We start from the raw sequence: 17,573 nt of genomic DNA on the forward strand, positions 1-17,573 counted from the left end.
AGGCTTTGAAGTTAAAACTTCTTTTTCAATGAAGGATGGCACCCCAACAATAGTGCTTCAAAAAGAGGGCATGGTCTATCTTTGTAATGTTAAGGCAGCAGGTTATTCATATAAGTGGACTTGTATACCTGTCAAATAATTTTACTTATAGATTTATCTTGGCACATCTGTGACCATCGCCATCAAAAAGCGTTGCTCACTGGAATAATTTAATATTTTATAAACTAATGTTTGAAACCATTACATCTTAGATGACTACCACAAACTATATTCGTATCTAAGTGAACGTTTGGCGGGATGATTTTCACTCGTAAGTTTTTATCGGAAAATAGTTAACAGTGAGCCTTCCAAGAAGAATCTTTACAGGCGGCTTTGAGCGAAAACTTGCCCGATAAATATGCAAGGAATTTCAGTAAGTATTGCCCAAATATAATCGTGGTTTCACACAAGCTCAATGACCGCTTATGGCTATCAGTTGACCTAACGAACAACCGATAGCTAACTTCCCCTTTGCGCACCAAGAAGTCGTTAACAAAATAGCTACTTCATTTGGAATTCACTAATTTATTAAAGCGAATTGTTAAGGGCAGTAGCTACCACACTGCGGTCATTAGGCTTAAACTGTAAAAACAGGGTTTGGATTAGATTTTGTACCAACGCCTTGCATCAGGGGGCGGGGTAAGATCAAAGTCCCTTGGATGCTTTTGTTATTTATATAAGACATTACACAAGTGTATTTTATCATTTTTTATATGTATGTGCATCAATTTGATATTGAGCGATAATTTGTGCCTTGATTTTAGTCGATGAATTATGCGGATGATAGTTAACCTGAACAATTTTCTTACCATGATTTTTTAAATATTCTTCTACACCCTTATTATGAGGTTTTCTCCCCCAGTCTTCGCCAATCACAAAGATATCAGCCTTAACTTCCTTACAAACAGCGATATAATCAAGTTCATGGTAGGGAAGTGCTATATCCACACAGTCTAGAGCAAGAAGCATTTGTATACGTTGCTCAAGAGGAATAACCGGAACATTAGGCTTATACAATTTAACAACTTCGTCAGAGGCAACACCAACGGCAACTGTATCACCTAAGCTCGCGCAGTATTCCAACAAGGCAAGGTGACCAACATGCAATAAATCAAATGTACCGACTGTATAAACAACCATTCTCTTATAATCCTATGATAGTAATAATTTCGCAGCCAAGATAGCACACTTCAAATTAAGTATAACTGAATAATTACAAGGAACCAGAATTACAACAGAAACTCAGCAGCCAACCATACTCTCTTATGTAAAGGTTCTTCCCAACCTTTGCTCTCTTGCAGGTCTGGCTTGTACAGTACTTGGTCTTAAAGTTGTAATGGGAAACACTAAGGTAAAAGAAGAGCGTGAGACTGCCATTGGCAGAATGTGTGTGGCTGTTTTTGGTGAAGGCTTTAAAGGCTTTAACATTGCACACCTAGTAACGACTGATGGCATTGGTGTTGAAATGTTTGAAATGAAAGAGCGTCAAGAACGTCAAGAACGTCAAGAAGTTGATTTCACACGCCTTGGTATATTCCACTTCTGTCTTCAAACAGATGACCACTTCACTTCGAAGGTGCTATTGCACGTACTGAACAATATGGTGGTAAAGTGCGTATGGACATTATGCGCTACCACCCAGAAGACGACAGTAAGCAAGCAAAAATGGTTTACTTAGAAGACCCGTTTGGCAATTTATTTGAGCTTTACTCGCACTCTTATGAAGAAACTTACGCTTCTGATTACGAGTAATATATTTAACGTAAACAAGTTAAACGAATTATTTGAAGGCTACCTAATGGTGGCCTTTTTGTATATGGCAATAATAGAATAGTAACTCTGGCTATGTTTATAGAGATATCAGTAAAGTATTCTAAGTCGCTGTATGCTCCAGAGCGTGTATGGACTCGACGTATTTTACAATATGCCTTTTCATAACTACGCTCCTTTGTATTAAGGATAGCGTTGCATTCACCAATTGAACTCAAGCCACAAAGCCGACCTAATTTAGACTCGTATTTATTACAGTAAATAGTCCGCTTCACCACCAAAGAAGTCAGTCGCATTGGAATGACTTAAAAGTGCAACATAACAGAAGTTATAAATCGAAAACTCTATCACTTATCATAGTCCGGTGTTAGATCCGCTAGCAAACATAGGCGAACGTTGTCAGTTATGCGGAATTAGCATGTATCATCATTAGCATCGTGGCCGATGTTGTAAGTCAGGTGGGGCTGGCACAGATACTTTGCTGCACAGGGATTTCTTTAGGATGGTTATTGTTGGGGTTGAGTTTGTTGTTTTGGAGTTTGAATTGAAGTCGTTAGACTTGGTTGTGTTTGTCATGGGGTATTCCTTTTAGATTATGGATGTTGTTCTCCATATAAGATACCCATATTGGCTCGTTGGAGATGGTTGTGCGAACAAGGCTGAGCTATTTCATCAGCCGACGCGAGCGAGTTAGAGAAAAAGGTATGCGTAAGTTCTAGTCAATTTAAGAAGCTCAACGATTCCTAAGCGCACATACTGAGGTAAACAGCTTAGTCAATCTTGGACGTCATTTCTGCCTGCCAATAATTATAAAATGTTCAGAGATCGTGCCTTTACATCTTGGGAAAGTGTAGTGGCAGTTTGAGGCTTCACAAAGATTGGACATTTGAATTCTCCGGAGTTAACTTGTCAACAGCATAAATCAACAACAAAGTAAGATTTAAAAATGTCTAAATCACATATCGCTCAAGTTGGGTTTTTAATGCCTGTAATATCTGATTTGATGGATTCAGGAGTAAATGTTGAACGTCTGTTAATAACATCTGGCTTAGATAGGTTTAAGTTAAATGATCCTAACTTCTATGTACCTGTTGAGTTTATGTACAAGTTCTTTGATCAAGTCCACCGTCAACAAGGTATTGATGAATTGGCAGTGCAATTTTCAGAAAGTATTGAATTAGCTACCTTATCGCAATGGGGAGAATTAGTTGCTCTTGCACCTGATCTTTTATCTGCTTTTCAATTTGGCGTTAAAAATAATGGTGTAATTTTAAGTAACCAGCAATTGGATTTAGAAATTAATGGAGCCATTACAACCTTCCAACAACGTTTTACTGATAGCTCAAGCTTTGGTAGAGATCAAACTGAACACCTTGCTTTTTCATTGTTGATAAGAAGTGTCCAGTTAGCTACAGGGGGTAATTGGGCTCCATTAGAGATACATTTTCAAAGCAGTACCATGCCTAATATAGAGTCGTTATTTCCTTCGGGCTGGAATGCAAAAATTGTCTTAGGACAACCCGCAACGGCAATAAAATTTCCAACGTCTTTGCTGACAAAGCCTATGTCAGGAGCGGGCCTATCTTCTCATCTGTCAAATAATTTCCCCGGAACAGGTTCGTTGTCATCGAGAATTGAGAGATTGTTAGATTCAAAACATGATTATTTACATATGAATGCGGGCTTGATTACGGACATGACAAGTTTATCCACACGCACTTTACAGCGAAACCTAGCCGAAGAGGGGGAATCCATGTCGAGTATTATCGATAAGTGGCGTTTAAAAAAGTCTTTGGAGATGTTAGCAATACCAAATATTTATATAAAAGAAATTAGTGAATTCTTAGGTTACAACGATGTTTCAAATTTTAATCGTGCTTTTCGTCGTTGGACTAACACTACACCTTGTGACTATCGCGAAGGCTTATCGAAAGATATTAGTATTTGAGTTAACCAGATGGCGCAAAATGACCATTTCTTTTCAAGTTATCTAACACTACCATCACTAACTTGTGTGACTATTTCGCTCCACACCTTTTAATAGACTTAAAAACAAAGGAATGTATGATGCTTCATCGTTTAAGTTTTGCTGTAATTAATTCTCTTTCAAAGGATATGTTAGAATTAATAATTGATAAAAACATCTTGGTTAGCATTGAAATGGTGGAAGAATTTGATGACTATATCGAACAAAACTTTCAGCATAGTATTGGTATATTAATTAATAAAATTAATGACTATAAATACAGCTTTGAAGCTAAGTTGGTGCTTGGCTCCTCACCACTAATTCAAGCTATAGCTATTTTAAATTACTACACAGCGGGAGCGTCTGATACGAAAAATATTGAACGATTACGAGAGTTAGACAAGCTTAATATGAAAATATTTTCGGGTTTAGAATTTGATCGAGCTCAAGCCATTGACTGGCTTACTACAGAGTTAAGTGTGACTACGCAAAATGTTTAAAGTTACCCTTTAAGGCTCACTTTCACCACAAAACAGACTAAATTTATTTGCTTAAATCATTCAAACAAATCTAATTTATGAAACAGCGGTAACACCTTTTCATTTCATTTCATATACTATGATTGGCAGAAGATGAAGATCTTTATTTTTTTTAATATAGATATCTTAGTTCACATTACATTTATCGAAAATAACAAAGGGCTAAGTATCATGGGTAAACTGATTCTAGTGGTCGACGATTCTAGAGCAATGCGCTACATACTAACGGTCAATTTAGAGTCCTTTGGATACAATGTTGTAGAAGCTGAAGATGGCTTAGATGGGCTATCTAAAGCAAGAATTAATAAATTTGACTTAATTATTACTGATATAAACATGCCAAACATGAATGGCTATGAACTGATTAAATGTCTTAGAGTTGAAAAAAAACATCAATATATTCCAATATTAGCCACCTCAATAGAGAGTTGCGCTACAGCGAAGAAGCAAGGGAAAGAAGCAGGAGTAACAGGTTGGATAGTTAAGCCTTTTGATCCTGCCAAGCTTGAAGTCACGGTAAAAAGAGTGCTTTAACCTAAGCTAGTTTTTTATTTGCAGAATTTCTATTACTAAATGTCAGCAAGCAGCCATTAAGCTCAGGTGGGAAAGAGCCTTTCGAGAGTATCATTCCTTAATTAATTATATCATGACACTGTACTCGAGTAATAATTCAAAATTGGAAATGGAACAAAAGGGCTGCAAAAGTTTTTCTCTTCGATACGATAGATAAACCACAGGCTACTCGTCTGATTTATCGATAATTCCTTAGTTTTTAGTTTTTAACTTAGAGGATGATGTTGCACATGTTGTTTAGAGACCTAAAAATTCCAACAAAGTACCCGATTGTTATCGTTGCGCTTGCGCTTCTTGCTGCTATCACGACGGGTATAGTGGCTAACACACATTCCGATAGAGGAATGCGCGCCGCAGCGGCGAGCAAGCTGTTGGCTTTGCTGGAATCCCGCAAGGGCACGTTGGATATTTACTTCACTATGATTAGCGAAGATCTCCGGATCCTGGCTTCGAGTCCACTGGTCATTGATGCTCTGCGTAAGTTCAAAGGGACCTGGAATGACCAGGGCGAAATACCGAAGGACCGCCTCCAACGCCTCTATATTACCAACAATCCCCACCCCATTGGCAAAAAAGAAAAACTGGATGCTGCAAACGACGGGTCTGACTACAGCATGACACATGAAAAGTACCACCCTATCTTCAGACGTATTCTCCATGAACGGGGATACCATGATATATTTTTGTTCGACAACGATGGTAACCTTGTCTACACGGTAACCAAGGAATTAGACTATGCCACCAATATGATGAGTGGTCAGTGGAAGGATACAGATCTTGCTAAAGCATTTCGTACAGCTCGAGACAATCCTGAACCAGGTTTTCTGGCATTCTTCGATTTTCGATCATATGAGCCAAGTTACGGTAAGCCTGCCAGTTTTATTTCCACACCAGTCTTCGACGAGAAAAGTGTATTCATTGGCGTACTCGCCTATCAGATGCCTAGTGGGCGACTCAACGCGATCATGAATGTCACCGCTGGCATGGGTGAAACAGGAGAGACTTATGTGGTAGGTAAGGACCTGCTGATGCGTAGCGATTCTAGATTCTCAGAGAGCTCCACGATCCTCAAGACACATGTAGATACGGTCACTGTGCACAAAGCACTCAATGGCGAGACTGGAGTGGAAGTTTCACTGGACTACCGTGGAGTGACTGTTATGTCTGCTTACGCACCGCAGGATTTCTTGGGTGTTCGCTGGGCGATAATGGCAGAGGTCGATGAGAGTGAAATACTGGCACCGGTTTTTAAGACGCGTGATGCCATGGTGATAAGTGTAGCGGTTATCGCTGTTTTGATCACAATAATCGGATATTTCCTGGCTATGTCCTTGTCACGTCCCCTTGTAAACATGACCAAGGCCATGGTCAAGTTGGCAAGACGGGAGATAAAGGTCAAAATTCCCTCATTGCACTGGCGTGATGAGTTGGGTGATATGGCGAGTGCTATGCAGGTGTTTCAGGAAAATGATGTTAAACGTATTCAGGACGAAAAAAATCTACTATTAAGCGAGGAAACCCTTAAGTATCAAGTCGTGGAACTCCGAGATAGAGAAGATCGACTAGAGGCGCAGGCGGTTGAGATGGCTGCACTTTCTGAGGGTTTGAAAGAGGCCAAAGAAAAAATGGAGCACTTGGCCAATCATGATGCTTTGACAGGTTTACCAAGTTTACGCCTGTGCAATGACCGATTAGAAAGCGCCTTAACAATTGGCCGACGTAAGAATTGTCAAACAGCCGTGTTGTTCATTGATTTGGATGGTTTCAAGGCGGTGAACGATTCTATGGGGCACGAGGCAGGCGACCAAGTCCTCAAGGGTGTTGCCGAACGACTCAAATCTTCAATCCGTGAAGTAGATACCGCAGCAAGGATTGGCGGCGACGAGTTTCTTGTGGTATTACCGGAGACTGGAGATAAATACGGTATTGCCAAGGTTGCGAAAAAGATCATCGGAAAAATTTCAGAGCCTTTCATAATCGATGATACTCAAGCACGTATTGGTGCGAGTATCGGTATCGCAATTTCTCCCGCAGATGGTACTAATGCCGACGAATTGCTACGCTGTGCTGATGAATCTATGTACATTATCAAGAAGCGAGGTAAGAACAATTACGGCTTTTACAGTTAGGGTTGCATTACCAACTTATCGGATTCAGATTATATGGTGTATTTTTCAGTTGTTTATGATGAATTTCGAACGTAACTACCCCTACCCAATCACCAATTTCTCATTATCGTAATATTCTGTAATCCCCCTGTGTCAGGATCTTTCTTTTATACTTATTATATTCATTCGCAGAGAAGCTTAGGAGGTTACTCAATGTGATTGCCTGCGCTTTATCAATAATCACAAGCTTACCTCTTGGACTCTCAGCATAAACTGAAAATAATGGCTCTAACTCATCGAGTGACAACTCACACTGCAAACCAGTTCTTAGGCATCTAGATCGAATTTGAGCAGCTCTGGTTCTGATGTTCATATTCTTAGTGTCTGCGGCATAATATAAAATCCTTTTAATAACATAGTTAATTACTAACACTACCACTTAAAGCTTCTAACTTAGTGGGAAAATTAACCATGTTACGACATTATTTTCCACCAAGAAGTCCTTAATAATGACCTGTTTTTTTTGATGTTCGTTAGCTGAGTTCTAAGGCTCATTTTTACCACTTTGAAGACATAAGGTTTTAGTACCATACCGACAGCTTTAGGACAGTAAGCGGTCATAAATTGAGAGCCGAATCAGTATATGTAGCAGTCACAATGAGCCTAATATAGTCATTCTAATTTAAAGTTTTTACTTATTTACACCCGAAAATTTACTCAATACTTTGCGTGAAATTATTTAACTAATCTCAAAAGCAGACATTAGAATAATTTTAGCAAGGTTTGAGAATACTAGGTCCAACTTGAATATTACGATTATAGATATTTGTTGATGATTTTTTTGTATTCATCGGTTTTCTTGAATTCGATTAGCGCTTTGGAAAATTGTTCGACAAACTCTTTTTTCACCGTTTTTTTGGAAAACATAAGATAAAAATCAGTAGTTGCCAGAGGCATTGGGAAATAATAAAGATTGTTATAAGCGTCTATCTTTTTTAGCTCAAGTCTGTTTTTTGCTAAGTAGAGGGTCGTCTCCATTACCGCAGGCATATAGTCATAGCGTCCGTAGATTAATTTGGCTATGTTCTGCGTTTCAAAAGATACCTCTTGGATGAAGGAGTTCTCAACGATATATTTCTTGAAATTAGAGGGATAATTATACCCGAAGATTAATCCTATACTTTTATTCTTTAGGTCACTCAATTTTTCAAAACGCAAGACCTCTTTTTCAGACTTTTTAATAAACAAAACCCACTGACTTGTGATAATTGGTTCCGAGGGAAATAGGCTGTATTTCTTTCTTTCATCATTAATAGAGGCCGTATAAACAGCATCTAATTTACCCAGATACATATCTTTCTGTGCTCTAGCCCAGGGATAAATATTATTTTCCTCAATGGAAATTCCCATACGACTGAAAGTAGCATTGATTATTTCAGTGCTCAGACCTGAGATTAAGTTAGTTTCTTTATCTTCATAACTGAAAGGAGGCCAGTCCTCAGTGCCTAAAACAATAGAGGTACGTTGTTGCCCCGTGACCGCATTACTAGCGAGCAGAAACAATATCCCCCCAAAAATGAAATGAAAACTTATTACCTTCATGTAAAATGCCTTTCAAAAAATTTTGATTTTTATAATTGAGCAAGAAAACCAAAATTAATCATAGTTAAGCTAAAAGTAAGTACATTATTTTCTCTCTGAATCATTAGAAGTCATACCTAATTCCTACCAATAAAACTCGACCGCCACTATCTGCGGGATCAAAGTTTCGTGCCGATGAGGTTGTTTGTTTGGCATCTGAAATGACTGCTGTTTCTTGTTCTTGGTAATACTCAAAGAATAAATGAATATTGTCATCATATAGCACCTCCCAACCGGCGTGAAAAATAAATTCTCCATAATTATCCACGTTTGCCAATAATATCATTAGCTTATTGTCACCGAACGTATACTGCGCGAAAGTACTAAAAGTATCTGTCCCATCAGCAGCCCATCCATGGCCTGAAATATCACTGTCAAACTGTTCGTATGTCGCAGCTAAATACCATGGGCCTTTTTCCAATGATGCTGCTAATCCAAGTATCGTTATATTGTCATCACCGCCAAGGTCATCAATACCGGCCGCCAATGTCAGCATATTATTGGTGTATGAAACCGTATATTGTTCTCTATTTCCGTCACGTGTTCCATTGTCTTTTGATGTAAAGGCAGAAAATTTTATTCCGTTGAATGTGGGGGAAGTGTAATTTAAGCTGTCATCTAAACGAAATGATGTGAAAGAGGTGAAACCAGTATAAAAGCTAGGGAAGTAATCAACTGGATAAGCAATTTGATTATAAAAAGGCGTCCAATCTCTTCCTAATGACAGTGAACCTAAAGGGCCAGAAAATTCAAGCTTGAAAATTCGTATATCTTCATCTTGTCCCCATGAATGTTGAATCTTCTTATTAACTAGGTCAATCGGAATCTCAAATTGAAACAACGCTGACCAATCAGTAGTGAAAGAATGTGATACTTTAAAACCCACTCGAGAATAGGCATCTCGCAAGGCTGCATAATTATCAAAATTATCAGGCTTGTTATCAGGCTCAACATATTCAGCTTGAAGTCGAAGTGAGCCGTAAAGGTTGATTTCAAATGCATCTGTAGGAAAAGCTAGAAATAAAGCAACATAAAGAACTGCATACATTTGGGTTTTCGGAAAGAGCATTTAACCTCCAAATAATCAAATTTCATATACGACTAATTATCTATAATGTAGTAAATAATTATAGCAGCCGATCCCTGTATAGATGTTTTTGAAAGTTTTTTTTTATGAATTATTTGATGCTATTGATGAACTTCATACACCATAACCGCAGGTTGAAGTCTGAAAAATGCCCCTTGGTTGGATTCAATTTTGGATCTAATAAAATGCTCCATTGCGCCATAGACCATTAAATTTTCAATGCACAAAAATCATTTAAAACGTAATTAATCGAATGTCAGCTTTCGGTATTTTCAATCAAATTTAAGTTTTGACTTTTTAAGTTTCAAGGTGGAATTTAGAAAAACATAATTATCTAATATAGGGCAGCTTTGTCGGATCAGAAGTCATAAGAGAATCATTGATGCTAACGACCGCTTTAAGTCTTGGAGCTGCCGCTAGTAAAGCAAACTCTAACGTCAACAATGCGCACCAAGTTGCCATATAGCCTATCCCGCTAAGTGCCCCATTGCTAGTTAGGGGGTAACTGTCAACAGCGCCTCTTCAAACTACCACTTCGTAGCGCCTATATTTTAGATATTTAGTGCACTGCACAATCGTTTCTTTAGATGCTGCGGGTGAGCTTTGAATAAAGACAATGAGTCACATTGTTGAAAATGACAAAATTGGGTGATTGCAGCTAAAAATGCAGTAATGACTAGGTCTTCATCAAAATTATGTGGTTCGAAATGTAGTAATTTGATCTCTAAATGGCTGGTTTTACGATGAGCTTTACAATCCATTCGCCCAATAAAATCATCGCGAAAAAGTAGCGGTAGGCAAAAGTAGCCATATTGACGCTTTGCTTCTGGTAGATAACATTCTATCTTATAGTCGTATTGAAAAAGTGCTTTGAGCCTCTCACGCTGAATTACACTGTTATCGAATGGCGAAAGAATCAACATACGACTATTCAACCGTGGAAGGGAACGTTCGAGTGCACCTGTTTCCAATAGAAAGACTTCGCCACTGCTCACTTGTACTTGTTCTAAGGTACCCTGCGCCAACCTTTCGGTTACCAAGGCCTTTACAGCTTTGCGTAGTTCCGTATTTTTCCGTTGGTAAGTCAGACCTTTAAGTGAAGAAAATCCATGACAGCGCAGCTGTTGATCGACAATGTGCGCCGCAAATTCTTCCATGCTTGGCATTTTTAAGCTTACCTGAGATGGCAGTACCCGCTCTGTTAGATCATATGTTTTTTGAAAGCCTGCGCGGTCGCAGATCATAAGGTCGCCTTGCATATACAACTGTTCGAGTGCTTTTTTGGCTGGCTTCCAGTCCCACCAACCAGCACGTTTTGTACTGCTCGTTTCTATATCTCGAGAACGTAGTGGGCCATCGATACTTATGCGTGCCAAGAGCTCCCCCATGAGCTTCGTATCAGGGTTTTTGTACCAATGTGTTTGACCGCTTTTAATGGCATGCTTGTAAGGTAAGGAGAATCGAAAATCAGCAATGGGTAGCAAAGCTGCTGCGTGTGTCCAATACTCAAAAATATCTCCATCAAGCAACATTTGATTTGTCATGTCTGACTTGAACTTAGGTACTCTAGAGTGAAAAACATGATGGTGTGCTCGTTCCACCACAGAGATGGTGTCGATCTGCACATAACCAATGTGGTTAATTGCCCTGCGTGCCCCTGCCAAACCAGACCCATAGGGCTGCGAATGCAGCAAACCTTGTGCAGCTAGAGCAAGGCGGCGTAATCGAGCCCATTCTTGTGGACGTTTAATTTCAATCATTGTCATACTTGTTTAAAGCCCTTCATAAGAAACACGTTTTTATCGTATACTATTCACGAATTATCTGGGTTCTTTTGATGGCATTGTTATACATTGCTTGCTAATAATTAATCCAATTAGGCAATTTATAATACTGTATAAAACATAGGCAGCTCAATTCAATTACAAGTTTACCGTAACAAAAAAACGTCCTATCTCACTATGTGCCCCAATATAACTTCAATTGTTATTTAAACTAAGACTAAGTTTTTTGGGGTTAATGCTTAAACTAATACAAGTTGTCTGGGTTAAGCTCTATTAAGGTTTATTGTTGGCTACATGAATGGAGTTAGCATTAATTAGCTTTAACATTGATGGAACTTGCATAAAGTAGCAAGTAGTAGGGTTCTTAACCTGCACTAAGGGGCGTAAGTATTTCTTGTGGGATTGGTTGCAGACGTTTCTGTTTATCTAAGCAAACCATCTCAATATCAGCAATCACTGCCGCTTTGCTGGCATTCGGACGCCATAACTCTTGTCGCCATAAGGTTTTATATTTGCCATCAAATTGATAACTAGTACGGACATCGCAAACTTCAGCAAACTCGACACCGTCTTGAAAAATTAAATTTGCTTTATAAACGGCAAAACCTAGGCCCTTCTCTGCCCACAGCTTGGCAAGCTTATCACTATCGATGACATGCTCACGGGCACGCTCAAAGTACTTGAGGAAATTTGGGTGATAAACGACACCGGAATGATCGGTATCTTCATAATATATTTGCACGGGGTGATGATAAATTTTACTCATTGTACTCACTTAACTTAATATGACTTTTTTAACTTAATGTTATGTATTGTATTGTATTATATTGTGAATATTTTTCACTTGATGACTTAACTATTCAATGATGCTTTAAGTTGTGCCATACCTGCCTCTAATGAAATCAGCGGTCTATAACCAAAATCTCTTTTAGCCGCGCTAATATCAAAATAATGACTAGTCGATAATTGCTTGGCAACAAAGCGAGTCATGATTGGCTCTTGTTTTTTATTCAACAGCTTATAGAGCCACTCTAACGTTGCACCAACAGCATAGGCAACAACGCTTGGCACCCTTTTAGTGACTGGCGGTAAATCGACACAGCCAAGAATATGATTGAGCATGGCTGCCATCGTTATGGGTTGATCATTGCTGATAAAATAAGCCTTACCGCTACATGCAGGGTTCGCTTTACCTAAGGCAACAGCCGCTAAAATATGGGCATAGGCGGCATTATCCACATAGATAGTATCAACAAGCTTATCTTCTTTGCCAACAAGCTTTAGTTTACCGGCTCGAGCACGATCTATTACCCGCGGTACCAGATGTGGATCATTGGGCCCCCAAATTAAATGTGGCCGTAACGCCACTGATTTTAATAATGGGCTTTCTTGCGATGCTGCCAACACGAGTTGCTCGGCGAAGGCCTTTGACTCGGCATAATAATTTAAAAAATTTTTCGCATAGGGCTGTGACTCATCAATACCTGCTTCATCGATACCGTCAAAAGTGACACTGGGCGTACTAGTATAAACCAATCGTGTTATGGCAAGCTCTTGACAGGCTTGAATAATATTTTTCGCACCTTGCACATTCGGCTTAAAGTAATCTTCTTTACTTCCCCAAACCCCCGCTTTTGCGGCAACATGAAAGACAAGGTCGCATGATTGCATCGCTGCTTTTACTTGAGAAAAATCAGTTATATCACCTTGAACCATAGTCACGCCCATTTGGCTCAGCTCTGGATAACTGCCGCGGGCAAAACCGGTGACCTTGATATTGGCTAAACGCAGTAACCGACAGATGGCTTTACCTAAAAAGCCGCCGGCACCGGTAACAAAAACGTGCTTTGTTTGCTCGGCAAGATCACTTAGCGGTGCTTGTAAAGCTTGGTTAAAGGCTTCTATTGATGATGTAGTTTTAACCCTATCGTGCTTTTTATCAATCATGCTTACCATCTAGTAAAGTTCATATAAAACTAAGTTAATCGAGTTGCGCTTGTGCCCAAACAGCCAATTTTTCTCTAAATATTTTGGCGTTATGGCGTATATCTACCGGAAAGTCATCATGGATTAAAAAGTGTGAAATAGCGGAAGTTTGTTTATGAGCAAGTGCTAGTACTTTTAATGCAGAAAACAGCATAGTCTCATCAAAATCTTCAGATCTTTTGGCTTCATCGGTCAATTCAACACAAAGTAATGGCACACTTTTCTGATAAATAGTAACCGCCACTAACGCGGTACGTTTCACTGCGCTATGGGTATTAAATATTCGCTCACAAGGAATCGAAAAGTGAACATTCGTTTCGGTTTCAACGCGATGGGCTTTTCGTCCGCACATCCATAATCGGCCAGATTCATCAAGGTAGCCTAAATCGCCCATGCGGTGACGAATGACCTGATCTTCAAAAATTTTAGCCTGCGCAGTCGCTAAATCTCGATGATAATATTGCTGACTAACCATATCGCCTTTCACCACGATTTCACCAATAGTGTTGGCCGGTAAAACTAGCTCCTCAGACCAAGTTTCAATAACCTCTTCACTAATAGTGATAATGCTTAGTTCAACGCCCTTAACAGGACTACCGACACAAATACCACCACCATTGTCGGTTATATGGCTAGTGGCCAATAAATCGGCACTGCTAATTTTCGTCAGCGGTAGTGATTCAGTGGCACCATATGAAGTTAACACCGGCACATTATCGCTCAGTAATTGAGTAAAACGCTCTATTGACGGTAAAGTTGCTGGCGCGCCCGCTGAAATGACCCGCTTTAAACTATTAAGCTTAATAAGGGGTTTGATAGCAGGTTTATTAGCTGAAATATCGGCTGCTCCCGCCTGCCCTAACACTTCAATAAGTGCGGGGTTAGCAAATAAGTTAGTACACTGATATTTTTCAATAGCCGCGAAGATGAACGCAGGATTGGCGGTAATAGGCTTACTTGCGTCCATATCAGGGACAATCGATGCCATGCCTAAGGCAGGGCCAAATAATGAAAATAGTGGAAAAGTAGCTAAGTCACGCTCACCTGGCTCAATGGCATAGTCTTCTTTTAGTGCGGTAATTTGTGCTTCAAACATTTTATGGCTGTAAACCACACCTTTAGGTGTACCGGTACTGCCACTGGTAAATAATATCGCTGACATCTCATCATCGCTAAGTTTTACCATTTCAAACGAGAAATTTTCTTTAGGTATCGGATAGCGCGTTAACAGTTTAGTTAAACTCACGCCGCCAATAACCGCAGAAAAAAGGTTGCTGCCAAAACCAGAGCCTGCTTCGGTTACCGTTAATAATTTTTTAACACTGGATTTTCCCCAACCAAATAAAGCCCTGGCAATGTGGGCTTTAGGAATACCAATAAAAGCATCCGGCTTTGCTTCCGCAAAACACTGTTTAAGGTTTTTAATCCCCATACCTGGGTCAACGAGAATAGGAACAATACCGGCTTTAAATAAAGCAAACGTTAAGGCGAAAAAATCAAGGCTCGGCGTAACCATCAGTACCGCTTTCATACCTTTTTTAAAGCCATAGGCATTTAATGCATAGGCGATTTGATCGCTGCGCTGATGTAAATCGGCAAAGTCTATTTCACTATAAGTAAGCTTGCCACGCTGGCTTTTTTGTACCGCGACAGCTAACGCATTGGGCGTTGCTATTGCGGCATGAGCAAGGTGGCGACATAAGTTTGCTTGTTTGGGCTGTTCTTTTGACTTGTCCAATGTCTCTGCCATTTTCTTTTTCCTATTGGATCAGCCTATTGAGTTAGCTATTACTTGGTGAGTATTAACTGAGTTAGCGCTTATTCAGTTAGCTCTTATCGAGAAACGTGGGCTTCACTTGATTTTAAAAAATCAGTTATTAAAGGTACAACCTCATCACTAGCATCTTCTAAAATATAGTGACCACAATCATCAAAAGCATGTACTTGGGCATCGGGAAAACGTTTCTGCCACTCGTTTAGAAAGTGTTTATCAAAAACAAAGTCTTTTAACCCCCAACAAACCAACATAGGTAACTGTTTAAACTGCGCTAAACTGTCGCTAATATCAGTAACCAGTTGATAGTTTCTGTCACCTGGTTTTAGTGGGATATCTTGAATAAAACGTAACGTTGAAATTCGATTATTCCAAGAGTTAAAAGGTGCCACGTAAGCTTGACGGATCTCTTTGTCCATTGCTTTACGTTTAACGCCAACATAGGAAGCGATACTTGAAAAGGCATTAAAACCTCGGACTAGCAGCGTACCGACAAAAGTATTACGGCCTAACCATAAAGCAGGAGGTAGCTTTTTTGCTTTCGGTAAATGAAAAGCACCGGTATTTAGAATAACCAGACGTTTAATACGTTCGGGGTATCGGGCTGCATAGCCCATACCAATCATACCGCCCCAATCATGAACAACGAGGGTAATATTGTCTTTTACTTCTAAATGTTCTAGCAATGCTTCAAGGTCATCTATGCGGCTAGTAAGCGTGTAATCATAACCCTCATCGCCTGGCTTATCAGATAAACCACAACCGATGTGATCAGGTACTATGCATTGGTGATTTTTACTTAATTCGCTAACAAGATTACGGTAATAGAAGGACCAGCTAGGATTACCATGCACCATAACAACAGGCGAGCCCTGCCCTTCATTAACATAATGATATTGATGGCCATTACGATTAATAAAGTTACGTTTAAACGGAAAAAGTTTTGTTAACTTATTTTCTAACATACTATCTGACATGTTTTCTGACATACCTACCACTTAAGTCCCAACATCATACAATTCAAACCACTACCTATACCTAAAAAGCTAACATTATCACCTTTTTGTAGGAAACCTTGGTCGTGGGCCATAGCAGCGGTAACGGGTAATGAAACAGTGCCCATATTGCCTAAAAGCTTAAAGGTTGGGAATTCTTTTTCTACCGGAATGTTTAAGGCGGTTAAGACTTTCTTTTGATTGGCTGCGCCAACTTGGTGACAAATCACTTTATCTACTTGCTCTTCAACCCAATGACGTTGCTCTAAAAAATGTAGCCAAGTATCTTTTGCTAAAGAGACGCCTTCTTTAAGTAAACTTACCGCATCGGTACGCATAAATTCACGGAATAGTTGCGGACCCACTTCTTTTAAGCCCCATTGACATAAATTGTTATGCTCGGGTGCCGATAAGTGACTCGCCCCTAATAATTGATGATTACGGTCGGTATTTAAATTAAAACTACCATCGGTAAGCAGTACAGCTACCGCACCTGAGCCCCCTGTTAAGGTCGCTAAAGAGCGGGCATAATTTTGCATAGTGGGCTCGGCGAGCATGTCTTCAATTGTCACATCAACAATATGACGTGCTGATTCACATGAAACGACAAGACCTGCTTTAATTTGTCCAAGCTCAATACGGTTAGCAATATCTAAAATACCCGAAAGCACCCCTAAACAAGCATTACTGATATCGTAAATTGCCGTATTTTTCAATACGCCAAGTTTTGCTGCAATACGACAAGCTGTGGCTGGCTCATGCTGATCGCGACAAACGCCAGTATAAACTACCGCGCCTAAATCAGCTGCCGCAATGCCGGTTTCATTCATTGCTCTTTGCGCGGCAACAATGGCACCATCGGAAAGTACATGATTTTTTGGCCACCAACGGCGCTCTTCAATGCCCGTTAAAGCAGCGAGCTGCCCCATAGGAATATGAAACTTTTTATATAATGGTGTCAAACGAGATTCAAGCTCTGCACTGGTTACCACTTCAGGGGCCAGCTCATACGCTAAGCTATTAATAAAAACGCGGGAATATTTCATTTAGATGGCTGTTGCTTATTTTCTCGGTTAATTCTTACATCTCTTGTCAGTTTATTCGCTAAACTGCGCTGCACATGTAAGATAATTAACCTATGTTAATTATTTATGTCTATGGGGCGCCATTTGAGCAAGAATATGGCAAGGATTCAACCAAAAATATGATTTATCGATAATCTACGCTAAATTAAACAACATCTTGCTCAATTTTCCGTGATGATTACCTGGTGTGAGTCGCTCTTCTGGTCAACCCATTTAGTAGTTAACC

Annotated in this window: 13 protein-coding genes and 1 pseudogene; 5 read left to right on the forward strand and 9 right to left on the reverse strand. The window is 39.7% G+C overall.

Annotation, left to right across the window (positions count from 1 at the left end; genetic code table 11):
- Positions 1-741: 741 nt before the first annotated feature.
- Positions 742-1,179 carry an FAD synthase family protein gene (locus F580_RS0109340; protein WP_019027457.1) on the reverse strand — a complete coding sequence of 146 codons (438 nt, stop codon included), beginning with the start codon at positions 1,177-1,179 and terminating at the stop codon, positions 742-744.
- 178 nt (positions 1,180-1,357) lie between these two features.
- On the opposite strand from F580_RS0109340, the pseudogene F580_RS24270 reads away from it, so the two are divergent.
- From F580_RS24270 to F580_RS0109365, 5 genes and pseudogenes are all read left to right on the forward strand, one after another.
- A pseudogene (locus F580_RS24270) lies at positions 1,358-1,791 on the forward strand (VOC family protein); the annotation flags it as partial.
- Positions 1,792-2,755: 964 nt separating this feature from the next.
- Positions 2,756-3,757: an AraC family transcriptional regulator gene (locus tag F580_RS0109350; RefSeq protein ID WP_019027458.1), complete on the forward strand. Its 1,002-nt coding sequence runs from the start codon at positions 2,756-2,758 to the stop codon at positions 3,755-3,757.
- Positions 3,758-3,873: 116 nt separating this feature from the next.
- Complete coding sequence (locus tag F580_RS0109355; protein ID WP_026301362.1) at positions 3,874-4,275, forward strand: hypothetical protein; 402 nt, start codon at positions 3,874-3,876, stop codon at positions 4,273-4,275.
- A gap of 210 nt (positions 4,276-4,485) precedes the next feature.
- Complete coding sequence (locus F580_RS0109360; protein ID WP_026301363.1) at positions 4,486-4,848, forward strand: response regulator; 363 nt, start codon at positions 4,486-4,488, stop codon at positions 4,846-4,848.
- 269 nt (positions 4,849-5,117) lie between these two features.
- The gene (locus F580_RS0109365) at positions 5,118-7,016 is read left to right on the forward strand and encodes a diguanylate cyclase domain-containing protein (RefSeq protein ID WP_019027461.1); all 1,899 of its coding nucleotides are present in this window, start codon (positions 5,118-5,120) and stop codon (positions 7,014-7,016) included.
- A 795-nt stretch (positions 7,017-7,811) separates the two neighbouring features.
- Here the strand turns inward: F580_RS0109365 and F580_RS0109375 are convergent.
- The 8 genes from F580_RS0109375 to F580_RS0109415 all read right to left on the reverse strand — a co-directional run bounded on the left by F580_RS0109375 (position 7,812) and on the right by F580_RS0109415 (position 17,308).
- The gene (locus F580_RS0109375; RefSeq protein WP_019027463.1) at positions 7,812-8,597 is read right to left on the reverse strand and encodes a substrate-binding periplasmic protein; all 786 of its coding nucleotides are present in this window, start codon (positions 8,595-8,597) and stop codon (positions 7,812-7,814) included.
- Between the two features lie 103 nt (positions 8,598-8,700).
- Positions 8,701-9,705, reverse strand: coding sequence for a porin (locus tag F580_RS0109380; RefSeq protein WP_019027464.1), 1,005 nt, complete (start codon positions 9,703-9,705; stop codon positions 8,701-8,703).
- A gap of 569 nt (positions 9,706-10,274) precedes the next feature.
- Positions 10,275-11,489, reverse strand: coding sequence for a winged helix-turn-helix domain-containing protein (locus F580_RS0109390; RefSeq protein WP_245560606.1), 1,215 nt, complete (start codon positions 11,487-11,489; stop codon positions 10,275-10,277).
- A 382-nt stretch (positions 11,490-11,871) separates the two neighbouring features.
- Entirely contained in the window at positions 11,872-12,273 is a 402-nt protein-coding gene (locus F580_RS0109395) for an acyl-CoA thioesterase (protein ID WP_019027466.1), read from the reverse strand.
- An 86-nt stretch (positions 12,274-12,359) separates the two neighbouring features.
- Positions 12,360-13,454 (reverse strand): 2-alkyl-3-oxoalkanoate reductase, encoded by a 1,095-nt coding sequence (oleD, locus tag F580_RS0109400; RefSeq protein WP_019027467.1) that lies wholly within the window; start codon positions 13,452-13,454, stop codon positions 12,360-12,362.
- A 34-nt stretch (positions 13,455-13,488) separates the two neighbouring features.
- Positions 13,489-15,243, reverse strand: a complete 1,755-nt coding sequence (gene oleC, locus F580_RS0109405) for an olefin beta-lactone synthetase (RefSeq protein ID WP_019027468.1) — start codon at positions 15,241-15,243, stop codon at positions 13,489-13,491.
- Positions 15,244-15,326: 83 nt separating this feature from the next.
- The gene (locus F580_RS0109410; RefSeq protein ID WP_019027469.1) at positions 15,327-16,256 is read right to left on the reverse strand and encodes an alpha/beta fold hydrolase; all 930 of its coding nucleotides are present in this window, start codon (positions 16,254-16,256) and stop codon (positions 15,327-15,329) included.
- Between the two features lie 2 nt (positions 16,257-16,258).
- The gene (locus F580_RS0109415) at positions 16,259-17,308 is read right to left on the reverse strand and encodes a 3-oxoacyl-ACP synthase III (RefSeq protein WP_019027470.1); all 1,050 of its coding nucleotides are present in this window, start codon (positions 17,306-17,308) and stop codon (positions 16,259-16,261) included.
- Between the last annotated feature and the right edge of the window lie 265 nt (positions 17,309-17,573).

Source organism: Colwellia piezophila ATCC BAA-637, from assembly GCF_000378625.1.
Lineage (GTDB): Bacteria > Pseudomonadota > Gammaproteobacteria > Enterobacterales > Alteromonadaceae > Colwellia > Colwellia piezophila.

Excerpts from the sequence above, each read along its gene's own strand:
- F580_RS0109380 (WP_019027464.1), bottom strand. The coding sequence starts at position 9,705 with ATGCTCTTTCCGAAAACCCAAATGTATGCAGTTCTTTATGTTGCTTTA.
- oleD (WP_019027467.1), bottom strand. The coding sequence starts at position 13,454 with ATGATTGATAAAAAGCACGATAGGGTTAAAACTACATCATCAATAGAA.
- oleC (WP_019027468.1), bottom strand. The coding sequence starts at position 15,243 with ATGGCAGAGACATTGGACAAGTCAAAAGAACAGCCCAAACAAGCAAAC.
- F580_RS0109375 (WP_019027463.1), bottom strand. The coding sequence starts at position 8,597 with ATGAAGGTAATAAGTTTTCATTTCATTTTTGGGGGGATATTGTTTCTG.
- F580_RS0109390 (WP_245560606.1), bottom strand. The coding sequence starts at position 11,489 with ATGACAATGATTGAAATTAAACGTCCACAAGAATGGGCTCGATTACGC.
- F580_RS0109410 (WP_019027469.1), bottom strand. The coding sequence starts at position 16,256 with ATGTCAGAAAACATGTCAGATAGTATGTTAGAAAATAAGTTAACAAAA.
- F580_RS0109340 (WP_019027457.1), bottom strand. The coding sequence starts at position 1,179 with ATGGTTGTTTATACAGTCGGTACATTTGATTTATTGCATGTTGGTCAC.
- F580_RS0109395 (WP_019027466.1), bottom strand. The coding sequence starts at position 12,273 with ATGAGTAAAATTTATCATCACCCCGTGCAAATATATTATGAAGATACC.
- F580_RS0109415 (WP_019027470.1), bottom strand. The coding sequence starts at position 17,308 with ATGAAATATTCCCGCGTTTTTATTAATAGCTTAGCGTATGAGCTGGCC.
- F580_RS0109350 (WP_019027458.1), top strand. The coding sequence starts at position 2,756 with ATGTCTAAATCACATATCGCTCAAGTTGGGTTTTTAATGCCTGTAATA.
- F580_RS0109360 (WP_026301363.1), top strand. The coding sequence starts at position 4,486 with ATGGGTAAACTGATTCTAGTGGTCGACGATTCTAGAGCAATGCGCTAC.
- F580_RS0109365 (WP_019027461.1), top strand. The coding sequence starts at position 5,118 with ATGTTGTTTAGAGACCTAAAAATTCCAACAAAGTACCCGATTGTTATC.
- F580_RS0109355 (WP_026301362.1), top strand. The coding sequence starts at position 3,874 with ATGATGCTTCATCGTTTAAGTTTTGCTGTAATTAATTCTCTTTCAAAG.